Genomic DNA, 24,542 nt, shown 5'->3' on the forward strand with positions numbered 1-24,542 from the left:
CAGATGATTCCTGAATTATTTGTGACAAAGGACGGACAGACGATTAATATCGATGCGTTCAAAGGGTTGAATTTCACCGGTTTAACGACACAGTCCCCACAAAGCATTACAAACTATCAGTCAAATAAAATTAGAGATGGGTCCGTTCAAAACGGGCCTATTTTATTTGGCAGTCGAACGGTTACCGCTGATTTCTATTTTGACGGTGAAGATGTTTATGACTATAAATTAGCATGCCAAGATATTTGGCGACTTTTATTTTCTCGTGAGCCAATCACTTTACGAGAATCTCAAATGCCTGGACTTAATATGGAAGTTATCGCAAAACCATTTGATGTTACCAGATTAAATTGGCATGAAATGACATTTTCCGTTGAATTCGATATGCCGTCTGGTTATCGCCATTCTTTAGTGAAGTCCGATCAGCTGCAGTTTATTTATGATGAAGAACTATCTCAATTTGGGATGAATTTACCAAATGGTGAAGATTTAGCATACCGCTTCAAGCAGACTAGATTTAAAGTTTATAATCCGTCTGATGTAGTTATTGATCCTTATTGGCAGAAACATGATTTGGACATCATTATCAAAGGTATGGGGACACCAACCATTACGAATCTCACAAATGGTTACGGTATTGCGTTAAATCGGGCGCTCACGGCGAACGACACGCTCATTTGGCACGGGGTTCGCCCACTACTGAACGGGGCGAGCTGTGAACGCGTCACAAATCACGGCCATATCCAACTTGAGAAGGGATGGAACGATATTAGTGTGACTGGATTGACTAATGTCGACATCACTTTTAGTTTCCCATTCCTTTATCTATGATTGATTTTAAAAAGCAGAAAGTGTTGGTTCGTGATTTCAATAATCAATATGAGGAAACAGTCACCTCGATTAATTTTGAAGAACTAGTACGTAGTTGGAAAAAGAATTCAGATTATCAGGTTGAGTTCACAGCGCTAAATGATGGTTCATTAGCTTATAATCTTTTGCGGAATGAAAACTCATTGTTAATTGATGGCCAAGAATACGTGATTAAACAAGCTGAGAGGTCACTGGATGGCTATGACAAATCGGTGGCTGTCACAGCGACACATATTTATTTTGAAGCGACACGGATTTATAACTATCAAACTAAATCAGGCACCATCACCTACAGTCTTCAAGATATCCTCCACTATTTTTTCGACAACAATTCCTACGGTTTCACTTGGGAGGTTATTGGAAGTTTCAGCAAGGTTCAGATTGAAAACTTGGGCAATACTAGTGCACTGGACGCGCTCAACACGTGCGTCGATAAGTTCAATTGCGTGATTTATCCCGACAACAAGCACATCCGGATTTACGCCCGCGACGCTTGGCAGAAGCAGGTCGACAAGTCCTATCTTTACGGGTACAACACGACGACCTTCAGCTGCAGCTGGGACACCACTGCGATTCAAAATGTCACGATGTGTTACGGAAAACAAAAGGAGGGCGCTGAAGGCCAGTATTACTTCCCGCCTTTTATGACCAAGAATGCCACGAGTATTAAGCGGTGGGGTGAGCGCCCAGGCGCCGAGATTTCGGATGAAAGGTTTACTGACAAGAATGCGATGAACGCCTACGCCATGAGTTCAATGCAAGGTGATCCAGTCACGACGATGGCGCTCACTTATGACGGCGATGACCAAGTTTTACCTGGCGAAGTTTGGTATCTGCGCGTGGAACCGGAACAGTTTGATACGGATGTCGAAGTCACGGGCATCACGGATTATCCATTCGCCCCCGATCATAAACCAGAAGTCGAATTGGATAACTCGGTCCGGACACTTTTAGACGAGGATATTGCTCAGGAACGACTGGTCAAGGAAGCCATTAAGCATAATCAGGCGGCCGCACAAGAGATTAAAGCTACTAACGAAAAGGCAGTGAAGGCCTACGACTCGCGCTTCATCGGCGACTTGTACGGCACGCCAACCAGATTAACACGCGCCACCGGCCCACAATTGCCGGGATACATCCTAAAAGTCCCAGCAGACAACCCAGACCTAGGCCTGAAAAAGGACCAACAATTCTATGCTGCTACAGCAGTTAATTATGTGGAAGGCTTGGCGGAATATGTAACGGGAATGCTGCCGGTAATACCGGAGATACCAAAGTACGAACCGGCGACACCAACGAAAGATGGATTAATGAGCGCTGGTGATAAAGCCAAATTGGATAAATTAAAAATAGAACCGTTGACCAGCATCCAGATGAAAGATGCGGTTAGCGGTTCTATTTATCAAGTCACTATTGAAAATGGTGAGATTAAAGTTAAGAAAGGAGAGAATAAAAATTGAAAATACCTAATTTTTTAAGTGACCTATGGGATGAGCCTAGCCTATTTCAAAATAGAGAAGCTAGAAATCAGAAACAGCATAATTGGGAAGCCTTGCGGGGATTTGCAAAATCGGTGGGTAACTTCCTATTAGTTGCGGTTAATTCAGTAAATGATGCTGTAAAAAATGCCGATGATCGAATGACTGATATTGAGGATAGTTTCAACAGCCAAATATCTGGTAGCACGAGTCTTGATGAAGTGATTGCTGGGAGAAAACCAAAAGGGAAGGCATCTTATAAAACAATCGGTCTACGGATGGATGATATGATTACCATTGAAGATGGCACTATTACGACGAATGAATCCATAGATATTGGCGGTAAATTAGATCCGGTTATTAAAGAACAACTAGATGAATTCGTATTAACCTTACCTAGAGACGGTTTTAAAGTGTTAATGGTAACCGATTCACATTATGAAGATCTTTACGATGAAAGCAGCCCGTTTAGCTACCCATATGCTTCGGACGCTTTAGCTCATCTAAATGCTGTTAATTATCTAAGCCAATATGTGGATGTGGTCATTGCTGGTGGCGATAATACTAATGGGTTAAATCAAGATGTTAGTCATTCAATCGCGGACCAGGCGCAGTATTGCGCCAAGATTTTACAAACCGAAACAGATTCGGATAAGTTTATTCTACTAGGTAATCACGACGATGCTTCTACTGGGATTCGATTGGAAAAAATCACACCAAACAAGATTGTTAAAGAGGATGATTTTAAGAGGCTATTTAGAACTGGCGAATTAATTAATGACGAAAAACGTGATGGTGATAGCCTTTATTTCTACAAAGATTATCCAGATTCAAAAATCCGTTTAATCGGTCTTAACGGGTTAGATGTCCCTGAAGATAAGACTATCGACGATGGGACTTTAAAGTTTACGCGTTATCTAGATTACTCATATAGTCAAAAGCAGATTGATTGGCTAGTGAATGAGGCTTTGTCGAATATCTCGGAAGGTTATCAAATTGTTGTTATGACTCATATCCCGCTAGTTTACGGATTTTCGCCTAGCGTTGAAACCATTTGGGCTAACGGTAATATTCTTGAAGGTTTGCTTAATGCTGTTGCAACTGGCGGACGTTTTACAGGAAAGTCGGAAGACGGAATTCCTAGCGAGTTACAAGCGATTGTGGCTGCTGACTTTACAACGCAAGGCCCACGCAAGGTAGCAGGATTATGGGCTGGTCATGTTCATGCTGAGAAAATAACTAAACGAGATAACTTCACGCAATGCTTGTTTATCAACGACTGTAATACTAATCCAGATAATATCGGAACGATTCAAGCTTTAGGAATAACGATTGCGACAGTTGATCCAGCGGCTTCAAAGGTAACCTTATCTGGAATTGGCCGAGCAACAAACCGGCAATATAACTATTAGGAGGGAAAACATGAAATTAAAACAGACGATTAATTTACTTACGCGGTCAGTTGCGGCGTTGAACGCTAAGTCCGGCTTATTGGTTAGCCGACAAAATCCGGGTCTTGCAAGCCCTGAAATGAAGCGCCAGTTAGAATCACTTTTCGACCATAGAATTGAGCTTAATGATAAAAACACCGATGTTAATACATTACCGCCTGGTCAATACGTCGGAGGGAGTAATTTAGTTAATGCCCCAATTACTCAAATGGGGAATGAATTTTTTATTGATGTATCTGTGGCTAAGAATGGCGATAAGGTTCTATACGCAACTAATATCCCCACCGGGTCAACTTGGAAGAAGGTCATCGCTCATGGTGACACTAGTGGGCTTTATTATCCTAGAAACTGGACTAAAATCACCACTGAAACGGTACTTTGGAGCGGTATGGGTGACGTCGCTGTTGGACAAGTCCTTAAACTAATTGATAAATGGAGCTTCTACGACGGCTTAATTATCACTTACAACTTGAACGGAGCAATTGGTAGTGTCCGAATGCAAGTGCCGCGTTCGGATTTCCCGACTGGAGTTCCGTCACAAATGTATTTTGTCGGGTTCAATGTTTCAAATACACTATCTGAAAATGCCATTAATGTCGATATTGCGGAAGGTTATCTTGAAAAAGTGAATGAGTCAAACCTTAAACTAGGCAGCTTTAACCACATTATTGCGAACTTGGCGAAAGGAACGGCTCAATATAACGTGGGACAAGGCTCATTTCAAATTAACAATATTTTGGGGGTGAGATAATGATTTTAAGTATTAATAAAAAAAGTGAGATTTTATCTTACGTTGAAATCGGTGGTATCGAGGGCGGATTAGAGTACATTGGAGAATTACCTGACGGATTTAGGGATAATTTTAAACCGAGATATTATCTATTATCTAATGGACTAATTGAAGTTAATCCTGATTATTCTGAGCCAACTACCGAAGAACCAAAACCAGTGTTAACCCAGCAAGACGAAATCAACGCTCATCTATTTAAAATGAATCTAGATTTGCAACTTAAACTGAAGGAGTTGGAATCCAATGGATAAAGAGTATATTGCGTTTTTATTTCATCACGGAGAGCTAGACCGTGATTATTTAAAGCTAGCCGTTGAGTTTGGTCAACTAACGCAAGCTGATTTTGATGACATTACTAAACCAAACGGGGCAGAATAATGGGGCTATTTAGAGGTTTAAAATACGCGTTACCAATAGCAATCCTCCTCTGGATTGCTATTTTTTATATCATCATTAAAGGAGGCACCAGAATTATTGATTGTTTTACAAACCTTATATGACATGCTAGCAGTGCAGTTCCACAAAATGAGCCAACCAAAAATGCTCCTGCAGACTGCAGCTGTCGCCATCGCTTTTAAAATCCCTGGATGGGTGTTTCATCAAGGCCCCACGATTAATCATGCGGTGATGATCGTCGTGCTGGTCGTGGTGATGTGTTGCGATTGGCTGTCGGGGTCGGTCCTCGCGCATCGGTCGCCGGTTATGCTCCACAACAGTCACTACGGCAACGAGGCGATGATCCGCGACGCCATCATCGTTTTTATCTGCTTCGGCTTCATGGGGATGGACTTTGTACTCAAAAGTAAATCATTTCTATTCGCGGTCTTCACCGCAGCGTTTATCGCGCAAAACATGAACTCAGTGCTAAGTAACGTCTATGTCCTTGGATGGAATAAATACTTCCCAATGTGGCTATTCAGCTTACTAAAAGACGAAATCATTTCAAAAGTTAAAAAATATTATCAAAAAGGGGAACCAGAAAATGAAAAAGAATAAATTAATGAAACTAGTAGTCGCCGGAATGGCGGCTTTTTTAATGGCCGTAGGAACAACAACCGGTGCACAGGCTGTGTATTCGATTGACTACACGTATGCATTTAATGCCAACCAAGGTAGTTCGCAACGCGCTTTAAATATGTATTTAATCTTGCATGAAGTCGGTGGCGAGGCGCCTGGCGTGAATGTCGCCATGAATATGAAAAATAACTATACGCCTTATTCTGCTTACTCAACATTTATCGTTGGCGATGGTGGACACGTCTACCAAATTGGCGAACCCGGTTATGTTGCATACGCTGCAGGTGATGCTAACGGCTACAGCCCAGTTCAAATCGAGCTACAACACACATACGACAAGGCCACGTTCGCTAAAAACTACGCAACCTACATCGAACTTGCCCGTGACTATGCCAAAAAATATGGTATTCCATTGACCTTAGACGCAGGTGGTGCTGGAACACCAGGGATTAAATCGCACCTTTGGATTACCCAAAACATCTGGGGTGATCACGTCGACCCTTACGGTTATCTAGCATCAATGGGCATTTCTAAAGCTAAGTTGGCGAATGATTTGGCAAAAGGGACAACTAATGTCGGTGGAGGTAATACTACGCCAACCAATCCCACAAAGCCAACTACGCCAAGTAATTCAAGTGTACCAGCAGGCTTCACAGCTGAACGCGGTACATTCGTAAATGGTGATACGCCAATCATGGACCGTGTCGGTGGTGCATCTGTCTACAATACACGCGGCGAATACTTGCAACCATACGCAAGTTGGTCATATGACAGTTACAAGCGCATCGGAAACTTAGTTTGGATTCACCAAGTATTCTTTAACGGCACGCGTAACATTGATGTGTTTATCCCAGTCCGTGAGGGATCATGTCCATGGGGGACATTCAAGTAGGCATTAAAAAAGCCCTCGAATGAGGGCTTATACATAGGAGCTATTTCGAACATATTCATCTTTTAGAATGTTTAAATCCGTATCCTTCCAAATTAAATTACTGGTTGCAAAATGGATAGTATCTGAATTAATGCTGGTATCTAATTCCTCTTTGTCACCCCATAGATTCATCTTTTTAACGAGACTTTTAAATTTTTTCCCTCTATCAGTATATTGAGCGTTATAGAAAAGTATCATTAAGTGATTTTCACTTAGTTGAGTTCGTAAAATGCCGCAGTATTTATTAATTACCTTGTCTGAGTTAGAGAAATCAAGAATAATCTTTAAAATTCGATGAACGGTTCTAAAATAGATACCATGCTTGTTATCTAAGAGTATCTTTTCAATAATTTCTTTTTTTTCGGTTTCTGAAATTTCAGAAGACATTTCCATAGTTTCATGATGAAACATTTCAAATAACTCCTCTTTCCAGCACCCAATATCAGAAGCTTTATCAGGAAATTTTTTTTGAATGTCTGATATAAGGCTATTGAAAAGGGTGTTGTTGCCTTCACTATTAAATATTAAATCTATTGCGTTTACTGGATTATTATTAAAATTTGTTATTATTAGAAGACTCTCCAGCTGATTATCTAATACATCATCTGGGTAATTTGAATCCGTATTTTCAGTATCTCCTTTATAATAAGAATAGTATATGGAAGAACGCTCAGATAAGTTTATATCACTCAAGTTAGTAATATGATCCAGAAATTCGGGTTTCCGGATAGGAATCCGTTTGGAATCTAATGTAGATGGATTGTTTTTAATTTTTTGTAGTTTTGTTTGCTCCCAATCTAAATATAAATTATCGAGTTTAGTAAAAACATCATTTAAGAATGGTTCATTTCGTTTGTAATTGCTTTTAATCTCATCAGTACGTAATTTATTAAGTTTCAATTGTGATTTGGTTTTTATTTTATCTAATGTTGTTTTGATCTCATCAGAACTATTTTCATTTGAAGAAATAACCTTATTAAGTAAAGAAATCAAATGAAAAAATAAATTATCAAAGTTGTTATTTTTGTTATTTTTGGCAGTGACGATTGAAGTATATACTGTGGCAATTAGTGCAAGTGTTGCAATGATGGTACTGATGTTAGAAATTAACCACTTTAGAGCACTGTTCATAATCAAATACATCTCCTTGTATGATAGTTAACTCCATTAGTATACCAAATCACAAAAGAATTACCACTTGACTTATACGAACGTACATTCGTATAATATAACTCGAAGGAGTGGTCGAGATGGAATATGTCAGCTTAAAAGGGACTATCAATAGCGCCGTTAAAGTCATCAGCTTCAGCCCGTACCTTGTTCGGTTCAAACTTAAAACAGCGGAACAGAATTATAATTGCCTGGTCGCAAAAGATGCGTTGAATTTTATGTATGTTGCCGAAGAAGCTGCAGGTATTTCAATTTTCGGCCACTTGAATAAGAGGAAACAACTAATCGTAGACAAGTACCATGTCAAGAATGTTATTCCAAATTTATCTGTTGTAAGATAATACGAGAACAAAAGTCGGGAGCGAATTGAATGAAGCAATTTGAACCAGCACGGATTAACGATCAGTATTCTTTAGTTTTGAACCCAACCGGAAATGTCGACCTATATAGGGAAGGAATCGGCGAGGTGGGTAGTATGAGTTACTATTACACGCGAAACGATTTACCACTGTTCATCTGTCGCCACGATCCAACAGCAGATTTGAGAACTATTCATGACGTGATGGTGCAACTGGATAACCAGATGGATGAAATGGTCGAATGTGGTTGCTTAATGGTAGGTGGCCGGAATGTTGCAATTCAGAGATAAATAAAAATGCCATCCTAAATTAGGGTGGCATTTTTGATTTCTTCTATAATATAAATTGATTTATAGTTGGGTGCAGAATGAATCGGATAGCTACTTAAAGGCAAAATAAAAACCCGTCAACTTAATGACGAGTTTTATACTTTTTCTGCACCAATCTGCACGGAAGACTTACAAAGCCTAGTACAAAAGGTATATATATGCGCCACCCGGGAGTCGAACCCGGATCTCAAGAACCGGAATCTTGGGTGCTATCCATTACACTAGCGGCGCAACCTAATATGTGTACTCAACAGTACAATATATTATTTTAGCGGATTTCTAGAAAAATTTCAAGCCCAAATTTTAATAAATCGCGATAAATCAACGTTTTAAAATTATTCGGAAAGAAAACGTATTCATTAAGCGCAAAGCATTGCATGTATTTTACTCACTTGATATAATGGTCTTGTTCAAAGGATAAGTTACTAGTTTTAGTAAGTTGCCTTTTATTTTTTGCCAGACATGGGTCGATTGATGACACAGATGGACATTTAATGTCCCACCGGAAAGTAGGCGAGAGCAATGCGCGATGAGTTATCTGCAATAGAAGCGGTTGCGCCTGATTTTGTCGGTGTCGTTAAGAAACGTTACCAAGTCCTACAGCATATTGATTGGCTTGCACCAGTTGGGCGACGCACACTTGCTGAGCAGCTCAAATTGAGTGAAAGAGTCATTCGGACGGAGACGGATTTTTTAAAGGCACAAGGTTTGCTTAATTCGTCAAAATCAGGTATGGTTTTAACTGTCAAAGGACAAGAAGTTCTTGATCAGTTGAAACAAGTAATGGACCAATTCTTAGGATTACGGCAGACCGAACGAGAGTTGAGTCGCTACCTTGGAATTGAGCATTGCTTAATTGTATCTGGCAATAGTGATGAACAACCAAAAGTCCTCACCGAAATGGGCAAATTAGTCAATAGTACGTTACAGTTATTATTACCACAAGGCCAAAGCGTTGTGGCGGTAATGGGTGGTACGACGATGGCTAAGGCAGCTCATGAACTGTCAACCGATCTTTCTAAAAAGCGCAATTTAATCTTTGTGCCGGCTAGAGGTGGGATTGGTGAGAGTGTTGATATTCAGGCGAATGCGGTTTGTGCCGAGATGGCCAGCCAAACTGGTGGTAAACATCGGGCATTATACGTTCCTGAACAGGTGAGTGAGAAGACTTATGCCCCACTATTAGAAGAACCAAGTGTTCAAGAAGTGTTGAAGCTGATTGAACGCAGTCGCGGCGTGTTGCATAGTATTGGCGAAGCCATTACGATGGCAGAACGGCGGGATATGCCGATTGAAACCATCAAGATGCTGAAAGAAAAGCATGCGGTGGGTGAGGCCTTCGGTTACTTCTTTAACGCACAAGGCGAAGTGGTGTACAAGATTCCGCGAATTGGATTACAGATTCGTGACTTATTAAATATTCCGTGTGTACTCGCGGTTGCAGGTGGGACTTCTAAGGCCCAAGCAATTGAAGCGTACATGCACCTCGCACCTCAACAGACGTGGTTAATCACGGATGAGGGTGCCGCAAACTCGATTTTACAAGGGGCAACCCTTTAAAATAAAAATTTTCATTTCCTAAAGGAGGAAATTCTATTATGACTACAAAAGTAGGGATTAATGGTTTCGGACGTATTGGTCGTTTAGCTTTACGTCGTATTTACGCAACAAGCAGTGACGTTTTGGAAGTTGTTGCTATCAATGATTTAACATCACCAGACATGTTAGCACACTTATTAAAGTATGATACAGCTCATGGTCAATTCGATCACGAAGTATCAGCTACAGAAAACAGCATCGTTATCGATGGCAAGAACATTCCAGTTTATGCTGAATCAGATGCACGTAATATTCCTTGGGTTAAGAATGATGGCGTTGACTTAGTACTTGAAAGTACTGGTTTCTACACATCAGAAGAAAAAGCACAAGCTCATCTTGATGCCGGTGCTAAAAAAGTTCTTATCTCAGCTCCTGCTGGTGCTGTTAAGACAGTTGTTTACGGTGTTAATGATGACACTATCACAGCTGATGACAACATCATCTCAGCTGCTTCATGTACTACAAACTGTTTAGCACCTTTAGCTAAAGCAGTTAACGATGCTTTCGGTATCAAAGCTGGTACAATGACAACAATCCATGCTTACACAGCTACACAAAAATTACAAGATGGTCCTGATCGTGGTGGAAACGTACGTGCTGCACGTGCTGCTGCTGCTAACATCATCCCTCATTCAACTGGTGCTGCTAAAGCTCTTGGCTTAGTTGTTCCTGCATTGAAGGGTAAACTTGACGGCCACGCACAACGTGTCCCAGTTATCACTGGTTCATTGACAGAATTAGTTGCAACTCTTGACAAAGAAGTTACAGCTGACGAAATCAACGCTGCTGTTAAGAAAGTTACTGAAGGTAACGAATCATTTGGTTACAATGCTGACCAAATCGTTTCATCAGATATCATCGGTACAGAATTCGGTTCAGTATTCGATCCTACTCAAACACAAATCGTTGGCGGTGGCGCAGGCCAAGTTGTCAAAGTTGTTGCTTGGTATGACAACGAATCAGGCTTTACAGCTCAAATGATCCGTACATTAGAAAAATTTGCTAGCTTAATCTAATTTCACTTTTGTGAACTTAGAAATGCGATAGCATTTTATAAGGCGGGAGGAGGTAAACTCCTTCCGTCTTTTTTTATGAAAATCTAGGAGGTTTGTCCACATGGCAAAACAAACAGTTGCAGATTTAAAAGATATTAAAGGCAAAAAAGTCTTAGTACGTGTTGACTTTAATGTACCAATCAAAGGCGGCGTTATCGGTGACGATAACCGTATCGTAGCTGCTTTACCAACAATCCAATACATCATCGACAATGGTGGCAAGGCTATCTTACTTTCTCACTTGGGCCGTATCAAGAGTGACGAAGACAAGAAAGAATTGACATTGAAACCAGTTGCTGCACGTCTTGGCGAATTATTAAACAAAGACGTTGCTTTCGTTGCTTCAAACGAAGGTCAAGAATTAGAAGATGCAATCAATGCAATGACTGATGGTCAAGTATTGGTTATGGAAAACACTCGTTTCCAAGATATCGACAACGACTTTGGCAAACGCGAAAGTAAAAACGATCCTAAGTTGGGCGAATACTGGGCATCATTAGGCGACATGTTCGTCAACGACGCTTTTGGTACAGCTCACCGTGCTCACGCATCAAACGTTGGGATTGCAACCGCTATGAAAGCTAATAACAAACCTGCAGTTGCTGGTTACTTATTAGAAAAAGAAATCAAATTCTTGGGCGAAGCAGTTGACGCACCAGAACGTCCATTTGTTGCTATCTTAGGTGGCGCAAAGGTTTCTGACAAGATCGGTGTTATCGAACATTTATTAGCTAAAGCTGACAAAGTGATTGTTGGTGGTGGTATGACTTATACTTTCTACGCTGCTAAAGGTTTATCAATTGGTAACTCATTAGTTGAAGAAGATAAGATCGAATTAGCTAAAGAATTAATCGAAAAAGCTGGCGACAAATTAGTATTGCCTGTTGATAACGTTGTTGCAGACGCATTCTCAAACGATGCTAAGACAGAAACTGTTGAAGGTAACATTCCTGATGGCTACATGGCATTAGATATCGGACCTAAAGCAATTGCTGACTTCGAAAACGTGCTTAAAGATGCTAAGACTGTTGTTTGGAACGGCCCTATGGGTGTGTTCGAAATGGACAACTTTGCTAAGGGTACATTGGCAATTGGCGAATTCTTAGGTAACTTATCAGGCGCTACAACAATCGTCGGTGGTGGCGATTCAACAGCCGCAGTTAAGAAATTAGGCGTTGGCGACAAGTTAACACATATTTCTACTGGTGGTGGCGCATCACTTGAATACCTAGAAGGTAAGACATTACCTGGTATCGCTGCTATTTCAGACAAATAATTTAAAATTAAGAGGAGATTTTCTCATGCGTAAACCAATCATTGCTGGTAACTGGAAAATGAACATGAACCCAACTCAAACAACTGAGTTCGTTAATGCTATCAAAGCCAACTTACCTAAGTTTGATCAAACAGAATCAGTTATCGGGGCACCTGCTGTTGACTTACCTGCTTTATTAGAAGCAGCTAAAGGCACAGACTTAAAAGTTGCTGCTGAAAACTGTTACTTCGAAGATGCTGGTGCATTTACTGGCGAAACTTCACCAAAAACTTTGAATGAAATGGGTGTTGATTACGTCATCATCGGTCATTCAGAACGTCGTGATTATTTCCACGAAACTGATGAAGATATCAACAAAAAAGCACACGCAATCTTCAAAAACAACATGACACCTATCTTCTGTTGTGGTGAATCATTAGAAACTCGTGAAGCTGGCAAAGCTGAAGAATGGGTTTCAAACCAAGTCACAGAAGGTCTTAAAGGCCTTTCAGCTGACCAAGTTAGCTCAATGGTAATTGCTTACGAACCAATCTGGGCAATCGGTACTGGTAAAACTGCTTCTGCTGATCAAGCACAAGAAATCTGTGCTGTTGTTCGTCAAACAGTTGCTAAGTTATACGACCAAACAGTTGCTGACAAAGTTCGTATCCAATACGGTGGTTCAGTTAAACCTGCAAACGTTAAAGAAATCATGGGCAAAGAAGACATCGATGGTGGTTTAGTTGGTGGCGCAAGCATGGAACCTGCTTCATTCTTAGATCTTGTTCACTTTAACGACTAATTTTTCGCCGTATGTATTTACGAATCGCTAAAAATTAGCTAAAATAAGATGTGGGCTTTGCCTGACATCCAAAAAAGTGCTGGTGAATATCATCAGCCAAAAAAGGAGAAAATTACATGTCAATTATTACTGATATTTTAGGCCGCGAAGTCTTAGACTCACGTGGTAATCCTACTGTCGAAGTTGAAGTTTATACTGAAGATGGCGGCTTTGGTCGCGCAATCGTTCCATCAGGTGCTTCAACTGGTGAACATGAAGCTGTTGAATTACGTGACGGCGACAAATCACGTTTTGGTGGCAAGGGTGTATTAAAGGCTGTTGAAAACGTAAATGGCCCTCTTGCTAAAGAAATCGTAGGTTTCGACACAACTGACCAACGCGGTATTGATGCTGCAATGATCAAGTTAGACGGTACTGAAAACAAAGGTAAATTAGGCGCTAACGCAATCTTAGGCGTTTCATTGGCTGCTGCACGTGCTGCTGCTGACGAATTAGGCTTACCATTGTACGAATACTTAGGCGGCCCTAACGCTCACGTATTACCAACACCAATGATGAACGTTATCAATGGTGGTGCTCACTCAGATAACAAAGTTGATTTCCAAGAATTCATGATCATGCCTGTTGGTGCTAAATCTGTACGCGAAGCTATCCGTATGGGTTCAGAAACTTTCCAAGCATTGAAGAGTCTTTTATCAGCTGACGGTAAAGTAACTTCTGTTGGTGATGAAGGTGGTTTCGCACCTGATTTTGCAAACAACGAAGAACCTTTACAATACTTGATCAAAGCTATCGAAAAAGCTGGTTACAAACCAGGCGAAGATATCTCAATCGCTATCGACGTTGCTTCATCAGAATTATGGAACAACGAAGACAAGACATACAAATTACGTTGGTCAACTGGTGAAGAATTCACAACACCTGAATTCGTTAAATACCTTGAAGGCTTAGTTGCTAAATACCCAATCATTTCAATCGAAGATCCTATCGATGAAAACAACTGGGAAGACTGGGCATCAATCACTAAAGAACTTGGCGAAAAAGTTCAACTTGTTGGTGATGACTTCTTCGTAACAAACACTGATTACCTACGTAAAGGTATTAAGATGGGCGCTGCTAACTCAATTCTTGTTAAAGTTAACCAAATCGGTACATTAACAGAATCATTAGAAGCAATCGAAATGGCTAAAGAAGCTGGCTACACAGCTGTTGTTTCACATCGTTCAGGTGAAACTGAAGATACAACAATCGCTGACTTAGTTGTTGCTACAAATGCTGGCCAAATCAAGACAGGTTCAATGAGCCGTACTGATCGTTTAGCTAAGTACAACCAATTAATGCGTATTGAAGAACAATTAGGTGATACAGCTTCATACAAAGGTATCAACTCATTCTACAATATCAAAAAATAATAGGTGCGTTCGGAGCCGTTTAGGCTTTGAGGATTAACCTAAAAACAGGCGTTACGGTGGTTTTCACTGTGACGCCTGTTTTGTAGTTAACCGGAAAAGGCTGGTTCGAAAAGCCCGATGAATGCGTTCGAGCTTGATTAGGTTTTGAGCATTAGCCTAGGGTTGTGAACAATTGGTGTAACCGATTGTTTGCAATGCATAGCTAAGCGCAGAAATTTAGCTTGAAAAGCATATTAAAAAAGGGCATCTCATTACTGAGATGCCCTTTTTTATGCTATCGTTGTAACCGTTTTAAATCAATGTCATAATAGAATTATCAAACATAAGTGAGGGATAATTTAATGCATATTGAACATGTCGGTTTATGGGTTCATGATTTAGAAACAATGATGACCTTTTATCAAACGATGTTTCAAGCGACTGCGGGTGAGTTGTATGAGAATCACAAAAAAGGATTCCAATCATACTTTTTAACTTTCACAGATGGTGCACGGTTAGAGCTTATGCATCAAGATAGTGAGTTGGCTGGCTTAGCCACCAAGGGCCAAATTGCGCACTTAGCACTGGCTGTTGGTAGTGAAACTGCGGTTGATCAATTAGTCGCCAAGTTGCAAGCACAAGGCTTACCATTGCTAAATGGCCCACGAGTAACGGGCGATGGTTATTACGAGGCAGTCGTTCAAGATCCTGAACAAAATCTAATTGAATTGACGGTTTAAGCCGACAAAAAAGAGTTACTGCTAGGAGTAACTCTTTTTTGTTGGTCAAGATTTTAGTCGATCAATTTCGGCTTTGAGGGCCTGATTTTCTTTTTGTTTCTTTCGGTAACGCCAATAGACGTAGGCCAAAATCAACAGAATAAGCGTTAATCCAGCTAGGATATAAGGCCAGTAGTCGGTTTCAGGCGTCAAGCTGACGTCTTTTTGGTTCCACTTAGCAGCAGTTTGACGATTGATTGTAAAGTGCCGGGTGAAATGCCAAGTGCGACCTTCTGAACGGACTGTTAAATCAAGCGTGTAACGGCCGGGTTTAAACCGATCATTAAGCGGTAGATAAAACTGCATAACCGAATTGGGTGCAAATTGGACTTGCTTTTTCTCGGTTTGATAAAGTTTTTTCTTCTGGTTATGCTTGGTGACAAAAGCGTTTAATGACGTTTGGTTTTGGAACTTAGGCTGGACATTACGAATATTAGCAATAATTTGGTTGGTCCCCATATGTTGGCCAGTTTTGACAGCCCCCAGTTTGAATTCTGGTGTGACGCTTTGATCATTACTACGGGCAACCACCGCCACTGCGTATGCAAATTTGTTCCGCACGCTAATTTGTTGTGTTACTTTTGAGGCTGTAGGGACTTCAGTTGCGCTAATCCCGCCCACTAATTGGCCGTTAAAAGTTTTATCAGGTGCTTTCAGGCGAATATTGACGACTTTTTGTTCATGAGCGGTTAACGTAATATTCTTTTTGGCTGGTTTCAGATGTTTGCCCAGGGGATATTTGAGCGTTTTATCTGATTGATTCACATTATCGCTATAGTTGACGACGCCGTTAATATTGGTGGTCGCTGTGTTGGTTTGCACGCGAACTTTAATTGGTTGGTCCTTATGATTGACTAATTTAATCTGGAGGTCTTGTTGTTGCTTGGGTTGGACAACTAAATCAAAATAACTTAATTGTTTGTCGGCCTGGTTATCAGGCGGAATAATGGTCATCGCAAAATCCGCTACGGGTTGCGCGGCTTGTATGGATTGTGCCTGGGCGAAGAGGGCAATTAGGCCAAATAACAGGCCGATAACTAGTCTTTTAATTGTTGTCCGCATATTCAAAAACTCCTTTGTTAGCTATTTGGGCTAGCGATTAAAGTCCATGTGATATCTGATTGATAGTGTGCTTTGTCTGTGGGATTAATGGTCTTGGGTACATGGAGGAAGATAGCGTCACTAGCTGTTCCTGAAGTTGGTGCAGTCCCTAATGTTGCGACAACGTTCCCGAAGGATGTCGCGCCACCTTTCATAAAGGTACTTGCTTGATCGTTAATTTGAACGGTTTGATTGCTAGTTGTTGGTAAGGCAGCATCGCCCTTATTAGCACCATCAATGGTCACGTTTGGTGTTTTAAAGAAAATGTTAACGCCGGTTAAGACGTCGGAAGGATTGGCGTCACTTGCGTCGGTAGTGCCAGCGTTAGCGAAATCCGTTTGGGCTACTTGTAGGTCCCAACCATCTAATTTAGCTTGGCTACGATCATCTTGAATTGAAACGACATTACTAGTGGTAAGCGTGTTTGCTGTGCCAATGTGAGAGCCACTTGCTACCGCTGCTAAATCTTGATCCGCTGAACGATCAATTTCATGAGAGCCAAAGTGGAAGTCAGGAACAGCAGTAATCACTAATGGATTACTTTTTTCAGTAAAGACAACCGCGGCATCGGTCGTTTTTCCATCAACATCTGTCGGAGCGGCTTGAATTTGGCCTGCTGAGAGAAGAGTTGTTGTTGCAAGTAGTGAGAATAAAGTTGTGCTAATCATTGTTTTTTTCATAGTAGGTCGCCTCTTTCTTAATGAGTAGAATAGTAGTTAATAATAGGAGCAATCCGCTAAGTTGATAATAGCGTATATCGGTAATGCTGGTTTGTGGTAAGCGTTGTGTTAACGGTGGTACATATTCGAGCGGGGTCATGTGCCATTCATTGTGAATGGGGCCCGCGTTGTCCGGTGCGGCAATCAAAGGCGGCCGTGGTAGGGGGACGACCGGTAGTGTTTGCTGATTGCTAAATTGAATTGTCGCACTCGAAGTGGCGGGTACGGCCTCTGCACGAATCGGGGTGAATAATAGACTACCACCTAGCAGAAAAGTGAAGAAATAGCGTTTATACATCGCATCTAACCTCCTAACGATTTAATTGGGGGCAGTGATGAGCATTAATTCTAATTCAGCCGTATACGGGGTTGCGGCTTGTTTAGGACCAGCCGGAAATTGGGCTTGAACCGTTTCTTGCAGCAGATCCGTTAAATCCGTTTCATCAGCACCTGGTTGAATCGGTGCGTGGGCGGCTTTTAAATAAAGTTGTTGCGGTTGTCCGGCAACCAATGGCTTAGTGGTCTGATCTTTACGCCAAATCAGCGCATTATCGAGAGTGGCTTGACCAGCGGTAAAAGGTTGCTTGAGGTTGACCTGAACGGCCCAGTCCCCCCGGTTAGTGGCTCGTGGATCAGAGACAATCAGGCTGGTATCTGCTGTCTTAGTATAGGGGTAGAGAGGACTTTGACTATTGGTAAGCGGCAGACTACCAAAATCGAGATGAGTCGGTGCTGCTAGAAAGCCTAGCTTGCCAGCTGGAATATCCTTTAGCACCTTCCGGACAGGCGTTGTGAGCGTGTATGGCGCTGGATAGTTAGCTTCGACAACAATCTGATTGGGTTGCGTTGGTAAATCAGATTCAAATTGATAGTCGAAAGTTTGGTTGGCAGCCGCCGTTTTAGCAGGGCCTTTTAATAATGATTGCCCCGCGGCACTGAGAAAGTTCAGTGTGAGTTCACTGCTAGGTGTCGCTTGTCCGGCAAACTTGAAATTAAAGTGGGGGTCATCGTCATTTGGTAACCCGGTGTCATTTGTTAAATTAATGATTTCTGGTGGAAGTGGCGCTTGGAGTAGTAGTGTTTTCACTGCCGTTGAGTCACCAAGGGCCTTGAGCTTAGTTTCTAGTGCTAGATCTGTACTCGTAGCAGTTGGCGTTGCTCCAGCACGCCATTCAAAGTGTGCAAATGGGTAAACCGTCTTCGTTTGATCTTTTTCCGTCAGCTGGATACCACGATAGATGGTGTGTGGGCTTGTACTTTTAAGATTCACTTGCATGTTTAGAAAAATTTTACCAGTGTCGTTATTATTAAAAGTGACGTTAGCATCACCAATTGAAAGTGGTGCGGTCACCGTGTTACTAACACCTTGTATCATAGGAATCGCTGTGGTAGTTTGATTGTTGAAGACAACGGTACTCCTGTCGGCAATTAGCATTTCCGAACCAGCTTTAGAAAGTGGTAGGAGGCCTTTACTTCCAGTTTGAGCACCGTTAATGGTGTAAGTAACCTGACTACCCTCTAAAAAATGATATTGGAGTACACGTGCAATTGTTGAAGCATAAAATTGACCAAAAGTGGCGTCCAATTTACCAGCAATTCTAGTAATAATGGGTGAATCTTGGGCTGTTGAGATGAAATTATTGGTAATATTAAACTTTGCTTGAGAGGTACTATCGACATTAATGATAGGGATTGTTGTATCCGTTGGACTATAAAGTGAGCTGTAAAAATCTTTATCTGATTGTAAATCAAGCGTACTATTTTGAGTGGCGCTCAACTGACTATCCTTGGTATTACCGACAAATGTATCATTGGCAGTATGGATTTTGATGGTACTGTTTTGATCGGCTTTAATGGGTGAATTGGTTTGAGAAGCACTGTAAAGACTTCCTGATAATGCCATATTAACCGTGCTACCGTTAGTAGCCGTAATGCCTTGGTTTTTAGAACCACTAGTTGTATAGTTAGTGGCTTGCGGGACAATTAAACTCGCACCATTGGTGACGGTTGTTGGCGAACTGTTATTGCCAGAATAGCGGAAGATTGGCCCGGTTGAATTCAGAGTCAGACTCGCGCCTGTGCCGGCTACATCAATAGCCACATCTTGGGAACTAAGACTGGTTGCGCCGATAATGGATTGATTTGTTGAGAGTATCACTTTGGCACCATTACTGACAAAAATACCACTCCGACCATCACTATTACTATTAGCATAGTTGGCAGATAAAAATCCGGCTGAACCGTTATGACTGATGGTCGTTTGCCCACCGTTAAATTCGAGACGAGCAGCTTCAGCAAACTCTTGGGAGTAAAGTCCGGTTGATTGGACAAATTGATTGGTACCGCTAAAGGCGATTGTACCACGCATAAGGTGAAGGGCCTGTGCGCTACCAGCGTATGTGACATTATGAAAGGCCAAGGTTGTTGTATCACTGTTAGTATCCCCATAGTAATGGCAGATACCGTAATAATTATTGTTAGTCAATTGGAGATTAGTGAACGTAATTGTTTTTCCTTTCATGCCTGTTCCCTCTAAATAGAGGGCCGTTGCTGCATTAATGGACGAAGGATCTTCAATCTTTAAGAAATGGGGTTGGCCGGTTAATGGATCAGCACCATCGATTGTGACATTTTGTGGATTAGCTTTGCCGATTTGAATTCGTTGAATCGTATTTAAAGTAATATCAGCGGTTAGTTGAACACTTTCACCGTCTTCCAAAGCCGTTTTCAATTCGGCTGCATTCGCAACTGGTGTGAGACCGGCTTTGACGCCGGGAGTTTGTTTGATAAGTGGCTTGAGCGGTTCAACTGGCTCTTGCGTTGGTGTTTTGACCGATTCAGATTCGGATTTTTTTGATGCTGCAGTTGTTGAGCCTGATGACGATTCAGTGGCTGGTGAATCGCTTGAATGGTCTTGTTCGACGAGGACTGAAGCTTGCGATTCACTTGGTGGTGCTGATGCTGATTCCTCAGCACGACTAACTTGGATGGGGGATAGAAGTGCAATGGATAGACTTAGTAATAAGAGATATGAAACGGGGGTCTTCATCAGCATAGCCTCCTTGATTCCTTGTATATTTTATATCTTATAATAATCATAAATAATAAAAAATAATAAGTCAATTAATGTGATTGTATGAGCAATTTTATCATTTAGGGGTACGCCTAAGATTAAAAAATGATAGCGCTGTTTGTTAGCCACCAAAACTGGTATAATAAGGTTAATTAGATTCGTCGGAGGAGTGATCGTGATGAAAAAAGTAGACCGACAGACACGGATTGAACAGATTATTAATCAGCAAGTGATAACCACTCAAGAAGAATTACTAGCAACACTAAGAGATGATGGCATTGATGCCACCCAGGCGACAATCTCGCGCGATATTCGCGAGATGCAGATTGTTAAAGCGCGCGATGTGAACGGTGAGTTACGCTATACCGTTTTTCATGATGATGAGCGGACGCAAGAACAACGGTTGAACGATAAGTTGCGTGAAGTTGCCTTGACGATTACCCAGGTTCAGGTGATGAACGTGATTAAAACTGTTCCTAGTAATGGTAATTTATTAGCAGCGTTGATTGATGATCTGGGATATGAAGATGTCGTCGGGACGCTTGCTGGGCATGATACAATTGTGGTTATCAGCCCGGATGAAGCACATGCGGCCGATTTAAATCAACGGTTTTCGGCACATTTAGCACGCCGTAAAAGGGACTAAATTTTAAAATTAATTATAAAGGGCAACAATAAGTGAGACATTCATAGCTGACTTATTGTTGCCCTTTTTCTGAAGGTATTAATGATGAGTAAGTATTCGTAATGACTTATTTAAGTAAGTGTATGACTGCAAGAAATTATCGGAAAAAAGTTGATATTCAGCAATTTAAGGCTGAAGTGTAAGCCTTATCAATTGACACTCACTCGTTATCTTCTTAACATGAACTATATAAATAAATTTATGCTAATGCATTTATTAGGAGGTTAATGATGGCACATTATCTAGAATTTGACCATGTTTCAAAGATTTATCGCGGTGGTAATAAGGCCGTTGATGACATTAGCTTCACAGTTGATCAAGGGGAATTCATTTGCCTAATTGGGACATCTGGTTCCGGCAAAACAACGACAATGCGCATGATTAACCGGATGATTAATCCCACTCACGGCACAATTACGTTAGATGGGCAACCACTAGCGGATACGGACCCTGTTAAATTACGACGAAAAATTGGGTACGTCATTCAAAATATCGGATTAATGCCCCATATGACGATTCGCGATAATATTACGATTGTGCCTAAATTATTAAAATGGTCTGATGAAGATCGCGAAAAAAAAGCACGAGAATTATTAAAATTGGTGGAACTACCTGCTGACTTTTTAGATCGTTATCCCAATCAATTATCGGGTGGCCAACAACAACGAATCGGTGTGATTCGCGCATTGGCTGCGGGGCAAGATATTATTTTAATGGACGAACCCTTTGGGGCACTTGACCCGATTACGCGTGAAGCACTCCAAGATTTGGTTAAGCAATTGCAAGTTGAGATGGGCAAAACGGTGATTTTTGTGACCCATGATATGGACGAAGCGCTCAAGTTGTCGTCGCGAATTGTGATTATGGACGGTGGCAAAATTATCCAATATGGCACGCCCAATGAGATTTTAAGACAGCCCGCTAACGATTTTGTTAAAGACTTAATTGGTCATGATCGTTTATTAGAGGCTAAACCGAATGTTGAAACCGTGGGGCAAATTATGCTGAAGACGCCGGTTGCCATTACGCCGGATAAATCATTAAGTTTTGCCATTAAATTAATGCGGCAACGGCGGGTTGATACGCTGTTAGTCGTTGACGAGCAACAGCAACTCCAAGGGTTAGTAGATCTGGAAAATATTGATCATCATTACAAAGATGCAGGGACCGTGCAAGATATCATGTCGACAAAGGTCAACTTTGTCAATCAAACCGATCTAGTCCGCGATACAATTGAACGGATATTAAAGCGTGGTTGGAAATATGTACCGGTTGTCGATGATGACCATCACTTAGTGGGCATTGTGACGCGAACAGCGCTTGTCGACGTCGTTTATGACGCTGTTTGGGGCGATGACGAGCCAGATAATGTAACAGACTAAAGGAGGCTAGCGTAATGCTTAATTTTTTAAACCAAAATGGGGCCGACCTCTTGATTAAAACCTGGGAGCAACTTTATATCTCGGCCATTGCGTTACTATTAGGGGCATTAGTTGCAGTACCGCTCGGGATTGCCTTGACGCGCGTGCCCAAGACCGCGAAAGTCGTGATTGCAATTGCCAGTATGTTACAGACGGTTCCCTCACTGGCATTACTAGCGTTAATGATTCCGTTACTCGGGATTGGGAAGGTGCCCGCCATTGTGGCCTTGTTTATCTATTCGTTATTACCGATTTTACGCAATACCTATATTGGGATGAACGATGTTGACCCAGTGTTAAAAGATAGCGCCAAAGGCATGGGGATGACGCCGCTCCAGTCAATCATGCAAGTGGAAGTTCCGATGGCGATGCCAGTCATTATGTCCGGCATTCGCTTATCGGCGGTCTACGTCATCGCTTGGGCGACACTCGCGTCATATATTGGTGCCGGTGGTCTTGGGGATTTCATCTTCAACGGGTTAAACCTATTTAAACCGGATTTAATTATCGGCGGGACAATCCCGGTCACAATTTTAGCCTTGTTGGTTGATTTCTTGCTTGGTCGTCTCGAAAAAAGAATGACACCCGTTGCCATTCGCTAAAGGAGGTCGCTATGTTAAAAAGATTAAAAAAAATCACAGCCGTCACGCTGCTTAGTGGCTGCCTTTTGCTATTAGGCAGTTGTGGTTTGCCCGGTCTTGGTGGCTCGACAAAGGATACCATTCGGATTAGTTCTCAAAGTACGACGGAATCTCAAATTTTAGCCAATATCGTCAGTCAATTGATTGCGCATGAAACGGATAACAAGGTCGAATTGGTCAATAATCTGGGGTCTTCAACCGTCACGCATGAATCATTAATCCGCGGTGATGCGGATATTTCAACGAGTCGGTATGCCGGAACCGAGATTACCGGCACGTTAAAAATGAAGCCCACGAAGGACCCCCAAAAGGCCCAAACAATCGTAAAGCGCGAATTCAAAGACCGTTACCAACAAACGTGGTTTCCAACCTATGGCTTTGCCGATACCTACGCCTTCATGGTGACGCAGCAAATGGCTAAAAAGTACCATCTGGAAACGGTCAGCGATTTAGGCCGGGTGGCGAAGCAATTAACCGCCGGTGTTGACTCGGTGTGGGTCAACCATGAAGGGGATGGCTATCAAGAATTCAAGCAAACTTACGGCTACGATTTTAAGAAAGTTGCACCAATGCAAATCGGTTTAGTCTATAGCGCACTGGCGGCCGGTAAAATGGACGTCGTCTTAGGGTATTCGACTGATGGGCGGATTAAGAGTTACAACTTGAAGGTCTTAAAGGATGACCGCCACTTTTTCCCACCATATGATGCTAGTCTAGTTGCTACTGATCAGATTTTAAAACAACATCCAGAACTGAAACCACTTTTAAAGCGGTTATCCGGGCAAATCAATCTTGATACGATGCAGACGCTCAATTACCAAGTGGATAACGACTTGCTAGAACCCGCTGTGGTGGCTAAGCAATTCTTGACGCAACATGATTACTTTAAGAAAGGAGCCAACAAATGACGCATTTAAACACGTGGCAACAGCTACTTTATTATTTCCAACATAATGGTGGTTACGTTTTAAGCCAATTTAATCGGCACTTCTTAATTTCAATCTATGGGGTGTTATTAGCGGCCATCATTGGGATTCCGATTGGGATTTTGATTGCGCATCGTAAAAAAATGAGCGATGTGGTAATCGGCATTGCCAACGTTATCCAAACGGTACCGTCCTTAGCGATGCTATCAATCATTATGTTGGGCTTAGGCTTAGGCACTAATACGGTGATTATGACGGTCTTTTTATATTCGTTATTACCAATCATCAAAAATACGTATACTGGGATGATTAATGTCTCACCAAATATTCTGGATTCCGGTCTGGGTATGGGGATGACCAAGTGGCAATTATTGACGATGGTTGAATTACCCTTGTCCTTAGCCGTGATTATGGCGGGGATTCGCAATGCGCTCGTAGTGGCAATCGGAATCACCGCGATTGGTTCATTTGTCGGGGCCGGTGGTTTGGGTGATATTATCATTCGGGGGACGAATGCGACCGACGGCGGTGCGCTAATTTTAGCTGGGGCGTTACCAACGGCTTTGATGGCAATTATTGCCGATCTCGTTTTAGGGTTCATCCAACGCCGGTTAGAAGCGCCACAAGCCCATCATTGAAAACGCTAAAAAAGGAGCCCAGACAAAATTTACTTTTGTCTGGGCTCCTTTTTGGGATAGCC

25 protein-coding genes and 1 tRNA gene are annotated in these 24,542 nt (G+C 41.8%); 20 read left to right on the forward strand and 6 right to left on the reverse strand.

Going from position 1 to position 24,542, the window contains the following annotated elements:
* Nucleotides 1–3 precede the first annotated feature (3 nt).
* The 7 genes from C0213_03360 (at nt 4) to C0213_03390 (ending at nt 6,498) form a co-directional block, all read left to right on the forward strand.
* Complete coding sequence (locus C0213_03360; GenBank protein AUX11478.1) at nt 4–831, forward strand: phage tail family protein; 828 nt, start codon at nt 4–6, stop codon at nt 829–831.
* Nucleotides 828–2,330, forward strand: a complete 1,503-nt coding sequence (locus tag C0213_03365) for a hypothetical protein (GenBank protein ID AUX11479.1) — start codon at nt 828–830, stop codon at nt 2,328–2,330. Before C0213_03360 ends, C0213_03365 begins: the two co-directional genes overlap by 4 nt.
* Complete coding sequence (locus C0213_03370; GenBank protein ID AUX11480.1) at nt 2,327–3,760, forward strand: hypothetical protein; 1,434 nt, start codon at nt 2,327–2,329, stop codon at nt 3,758–3,760. The genes C0213_03365 and C0213_03370 overlap by 4 nt, the downstream gene beginning before the upstream one ends.
* Before the next feature lie 10 nt (nt 3,761–3,770).
* The gene (locus tag C0213_03375; protein ID AUX11481.1) at nt 3,771–4,550 is read left to right on the forward strand and encodes a hypothetical protein; all 780 of its coding nucleotides are present in this window, start codon (nt 3,771–3,773) and stop codon (nt 4,548–4,550) included.
* Complete coding sequence (locus tag C0213_03380; GenBank protein AUX11482.1) at nt 4,550–4,840, forward strand: hypothetical protein; 291 nt, start codon at nt 4,550–4,552, stop codon at nt 4,838–4,840. The genes C0213_03375 and C0213_03380 overlap by 1 nt, the downstream gene beginning before the upstream one ends.
* 223 nt (nt 4,841–5,063) lie before the next feature.
* A complete protein-coding gene (locus C0213_03385) occupies nt 5,064–5,585 on the forward strand; it encodes a hypothetical protein (protein ID AUX11483.1) in 522 nt (173 codons plus the stop codon).
* Complete coding sequence (locus C0213_03390; protein AUX11484.1) at nt 5,572–6,498, forward strand: hypothetical protein; 927 nt, start codon at nt 5,572–5,574, stop codon at nt 6,496–6,498. The genes C0213_03385 and C0213_03390 overlap by 14 nt, the downstream gene beginning before the upstream one ends.
* Nucleotides 6,499–6,525: 27 nt before the next feature.
* Here the strand turns inward: C0213_03390 and C0213_03395 are convergent, their stop codons facing one another.
* Nucleotides 6,526–7,680: a hypothetical protein gene (locus C0213_03395; protein AUX11485.1), complete on the reverse strand. Its 1,155-nt coding sequence runs from the start codon at nt 7,678–7,680 to the stop codon at nt 6,526–6,528.
* A 107-nt stretch (nt 7,681–7,787) separates the two neighbouring features.
* Between C0213_03395 and C0213_03400 the strand changes: the two genes are divergently transcribed.
* Together C0213_03400 and C0213_03405 are read left to right on the forward strand one after the other, a co-directional pair.
* On the forward strand, nt 7,788–8,048 hold the full coding sequence (locus C0213_03400; protein ID AUX11486.1) for a hypothetical protein: 261 nt from the start codon (nt 7,788–7,790) through the stop codon (nt 8,046–8,048).
* Between the two features lie 29 nt (nt 8,049–8,077).
* Nucleotides 8,078–8,356, forward strand: a complete 279-nt coding sequence (locus C0213_03405) for a hypothetical protein (GenBank protein AUX11487.1) — start codon at nt 8,078–8,080, stop codon at nt 8,354–8,356.
* A gap of 198 nt (nt 8,357–8,554) precedes the next feature.
* Here C0213_03405 and C0213_03410 read toward each other — a convergent pair.
* Nucleotides 8,555–8,626, reverse strand: a tRNA-Arg gene (locus C0213_03410).
* A gap of 291 nt (nt 8,627–8,917) precedes the next feature.
* On the opposite strand from C0213_03410, the gene C0213_03415 reads away from it, so the two are divergent.
* The 6 genes from C0213_03415 to C0213_03440 all read left to right on the forward strand — a co-directional run bounded on the left by C0213_03415 (nt 8,918) and on the right by C0213_03440 (nt 15,237).
* A complete protein-coding gene (locus C0213_03415; GenBank protein ID AUX11488.1) occupies nt 8,918–9,955 on the forward strand; it encodes a SorC family transcriptional regulator in 1,038 nt (345 codons plus the stop codon).
* A 38-nt stretch (nt 9,956–9,993) separates the two neighbouring features.
* Nucleotides 9,994–11,010, forward strand: a complete 1,017-nt coding sequence (gene gap, locus C0213_03420) for a type I glyceraldehyde-3-phosphate dehydrogenase (GenBank protein AUX11489.1) — start codon at nt 9,994–9,996, stop codon at nt 11,008–11,010.
* Nucleotides 11,011–11,110: 100 nt separating this feature from the next.
* Nucleotides 11,111–12,325, forward strand: coding sequence for a phosphoglycerate kinase (gene pgk / locus C0213_03425; protein ID AUX11490.1), 1,215 nt, complete (start codon nt 11,111–11,113; stop codon nt 12,323–12,325).
* A 25-nt stretch (nt 12,326–12,350) separates the two neighbouring features.
* Nucleotides 12,351–13,106, forward strand: coding sequence for a triose-phosphate isomerase (locus C0213_03430; GenBank protein AUX11491.1), 756 nt, complete (start codon nt 12,351–12,353; stop codon nt 13,104–13,106).
* A 116-nt stretch (nt 13,107–13,222) separates the two neighbouring features.
* Complete coding sequence (locus C0213_03435) at nt 13,223–14,518, forward strand: phosphopyruvate hydratase (GenBank protein AUX11492.1); 1,296 nt, start codon at nt 13,223–13,225, stop codon at nt 14,516–14,518.
* A 341-nt stretch (nt 14,519–14,859) separates the two neighbouring features.
* Complete coding sequence (locus tag C0213_03440) at nt 14,860–15,237, forward strand: glyoxalase/bleomycin resistance/extradiol dioxygenase family protein (GenBank protein ID AUX11493.1); 378 nt, start codon at nt 14,860–14,862, stop codon at nt 15,235–15,237.
* A 45-nt stretch (nt 15,238–15,282) separates the two neighbouring features.
* Here the strand turns inward: C0213_03440 and C0213_03445 are convergent, their stop codons facing one another.
* The 4 genes from C0213_03445 to C0213_03460 are packed head-to-tail and all read right to left on the reverse strand — an operon-like array spanning nt 15,283 to nt 20,145.
* Nucleotides 15,283–16,338, reverse strand: coding sequence for a hypothetical protein (locus tag C0213_03445; GenBank protein AUX11494.1), 1,056 nt, complete (start codon nt 16,336–16,338; stop codon nt 15,283–15,285).
* A 17-nt stretch (nt 16,339–16,355) separates the two neighbouring features.
* The gene (locus C0213_03450) at nt 16,356–17,057 is read right to left on the reverse strand and encodes a hypothetical protein (protein AUX11495.1); all 702 of its coding nucleotides are present in this window, start codon (nt 17,055–17,057) and stop codon (nt 16,356–16,358) included.
* Nucleotides 17,038–17,394 carry a hypothetical protein gene (locus C0213_03455; protein ID AUX11496.1) on the reverse strand — a complete coding sequence of 119 codons (357 nt, stop codon included), beginning with the start codon at nt 17,392–17,394 and terminating at the stop codon, nt 17,038–17,040. Before C0213_03455 ends, C0213_03450 begins: the two co-directional genes overlap by 20 nt.
* Nucleotides 17,395–17,415: 21 nt before the next feature.
* Nucleotides 17,416–20,145 carry a hypothetical protein gene (locus tag C0213_03460; protein ID AUX11497.1) on the reverse strand — a complete coding sequence of 910 codons (2,730 nt, stop codon included), beginning with the start codon at nt 20,143–20,145 and terminating at the stop codon, nt 17,416–17,418.
* A 202-nt stretch (nt 20,146–20,347) separates the two neighbouring features.
* On the opposite strand from C0213_03460, the gene argR reads away from it, so the two are divergent.
* The 5 genes from argR to C0213_03485 all read left to right on the forward strand — a co-directional run bounded on the left by argR (nt 20,348) and on the right by C0213_03485 (nt 24,480).
* A complete protein-coding gene (gene argR, locus C0213_03465) occupies nt 20,348–20,815 on the forward strand; it encodes an arginine repressor (GenBank protein AUX11498.1) in 468 nt (155 codons plus the stop codon).
* 269 nt (nt 20,816–21,084) lie between these two features.
* Nucleotides 21,085–22,236, forward strand: coding sequence for an osmoprotectant (locus C0213_03470; protein AUX11499.1), 1,152 nt, complete (start codon nt 21,085–21,087; stop codon nt 22,234–22,236).
* A 14-nt stretch (nt 22,237–22,250) separates the two neighbouring features.
* Complete coding sequence (locus C0213_03475) at nt 22,251–22,877, forward strand: ABC transporter permease (GenBank protein ID AUX11500.1); 627 nt, start codon at nt 22,251–22,253, stop codon at nt 22,875–22,877.
* Nucleotides 22,878–22,888: 11 nt separating this feature from the next.
* Nucleotides 22,889–23,824 (forward strand): osmoprotectant ABC transporter substrate-binding protein, encoded by a 936-nt coding sequence (locus tag C0213_03480; protein AUX11501.1) that lies wholly within the window; start codon nt 22,889–22,891, stop codon nt 23,822–23,824.
* Nucleotides 23,821–24,480 (forward strand): ABC transporter permease, encoded by a 660-nt coding sequence (locus tag C0213_03485; GenBank protein ID AUX11502.1) that lies wholly within the window; start codon nt 23,821–23,823, stop codon nt 24,478–24,480. Before C0213_03480 ends, C0213_03485 begins: the two co-directional genes overlap by 4 nt.
* Nucleotides 24,481–24,542 lie beyond the last annotated feature (62 nt).

Source organism: Latilactobacillus sakei (genome assembly GCA_002953655.1).
Lineage (GTDB): Bacteria > Bacillota > Bacilli > Lactobacillales > Lactobacillaceae > Latilactobacillus > Latilactobacillus sakei_A.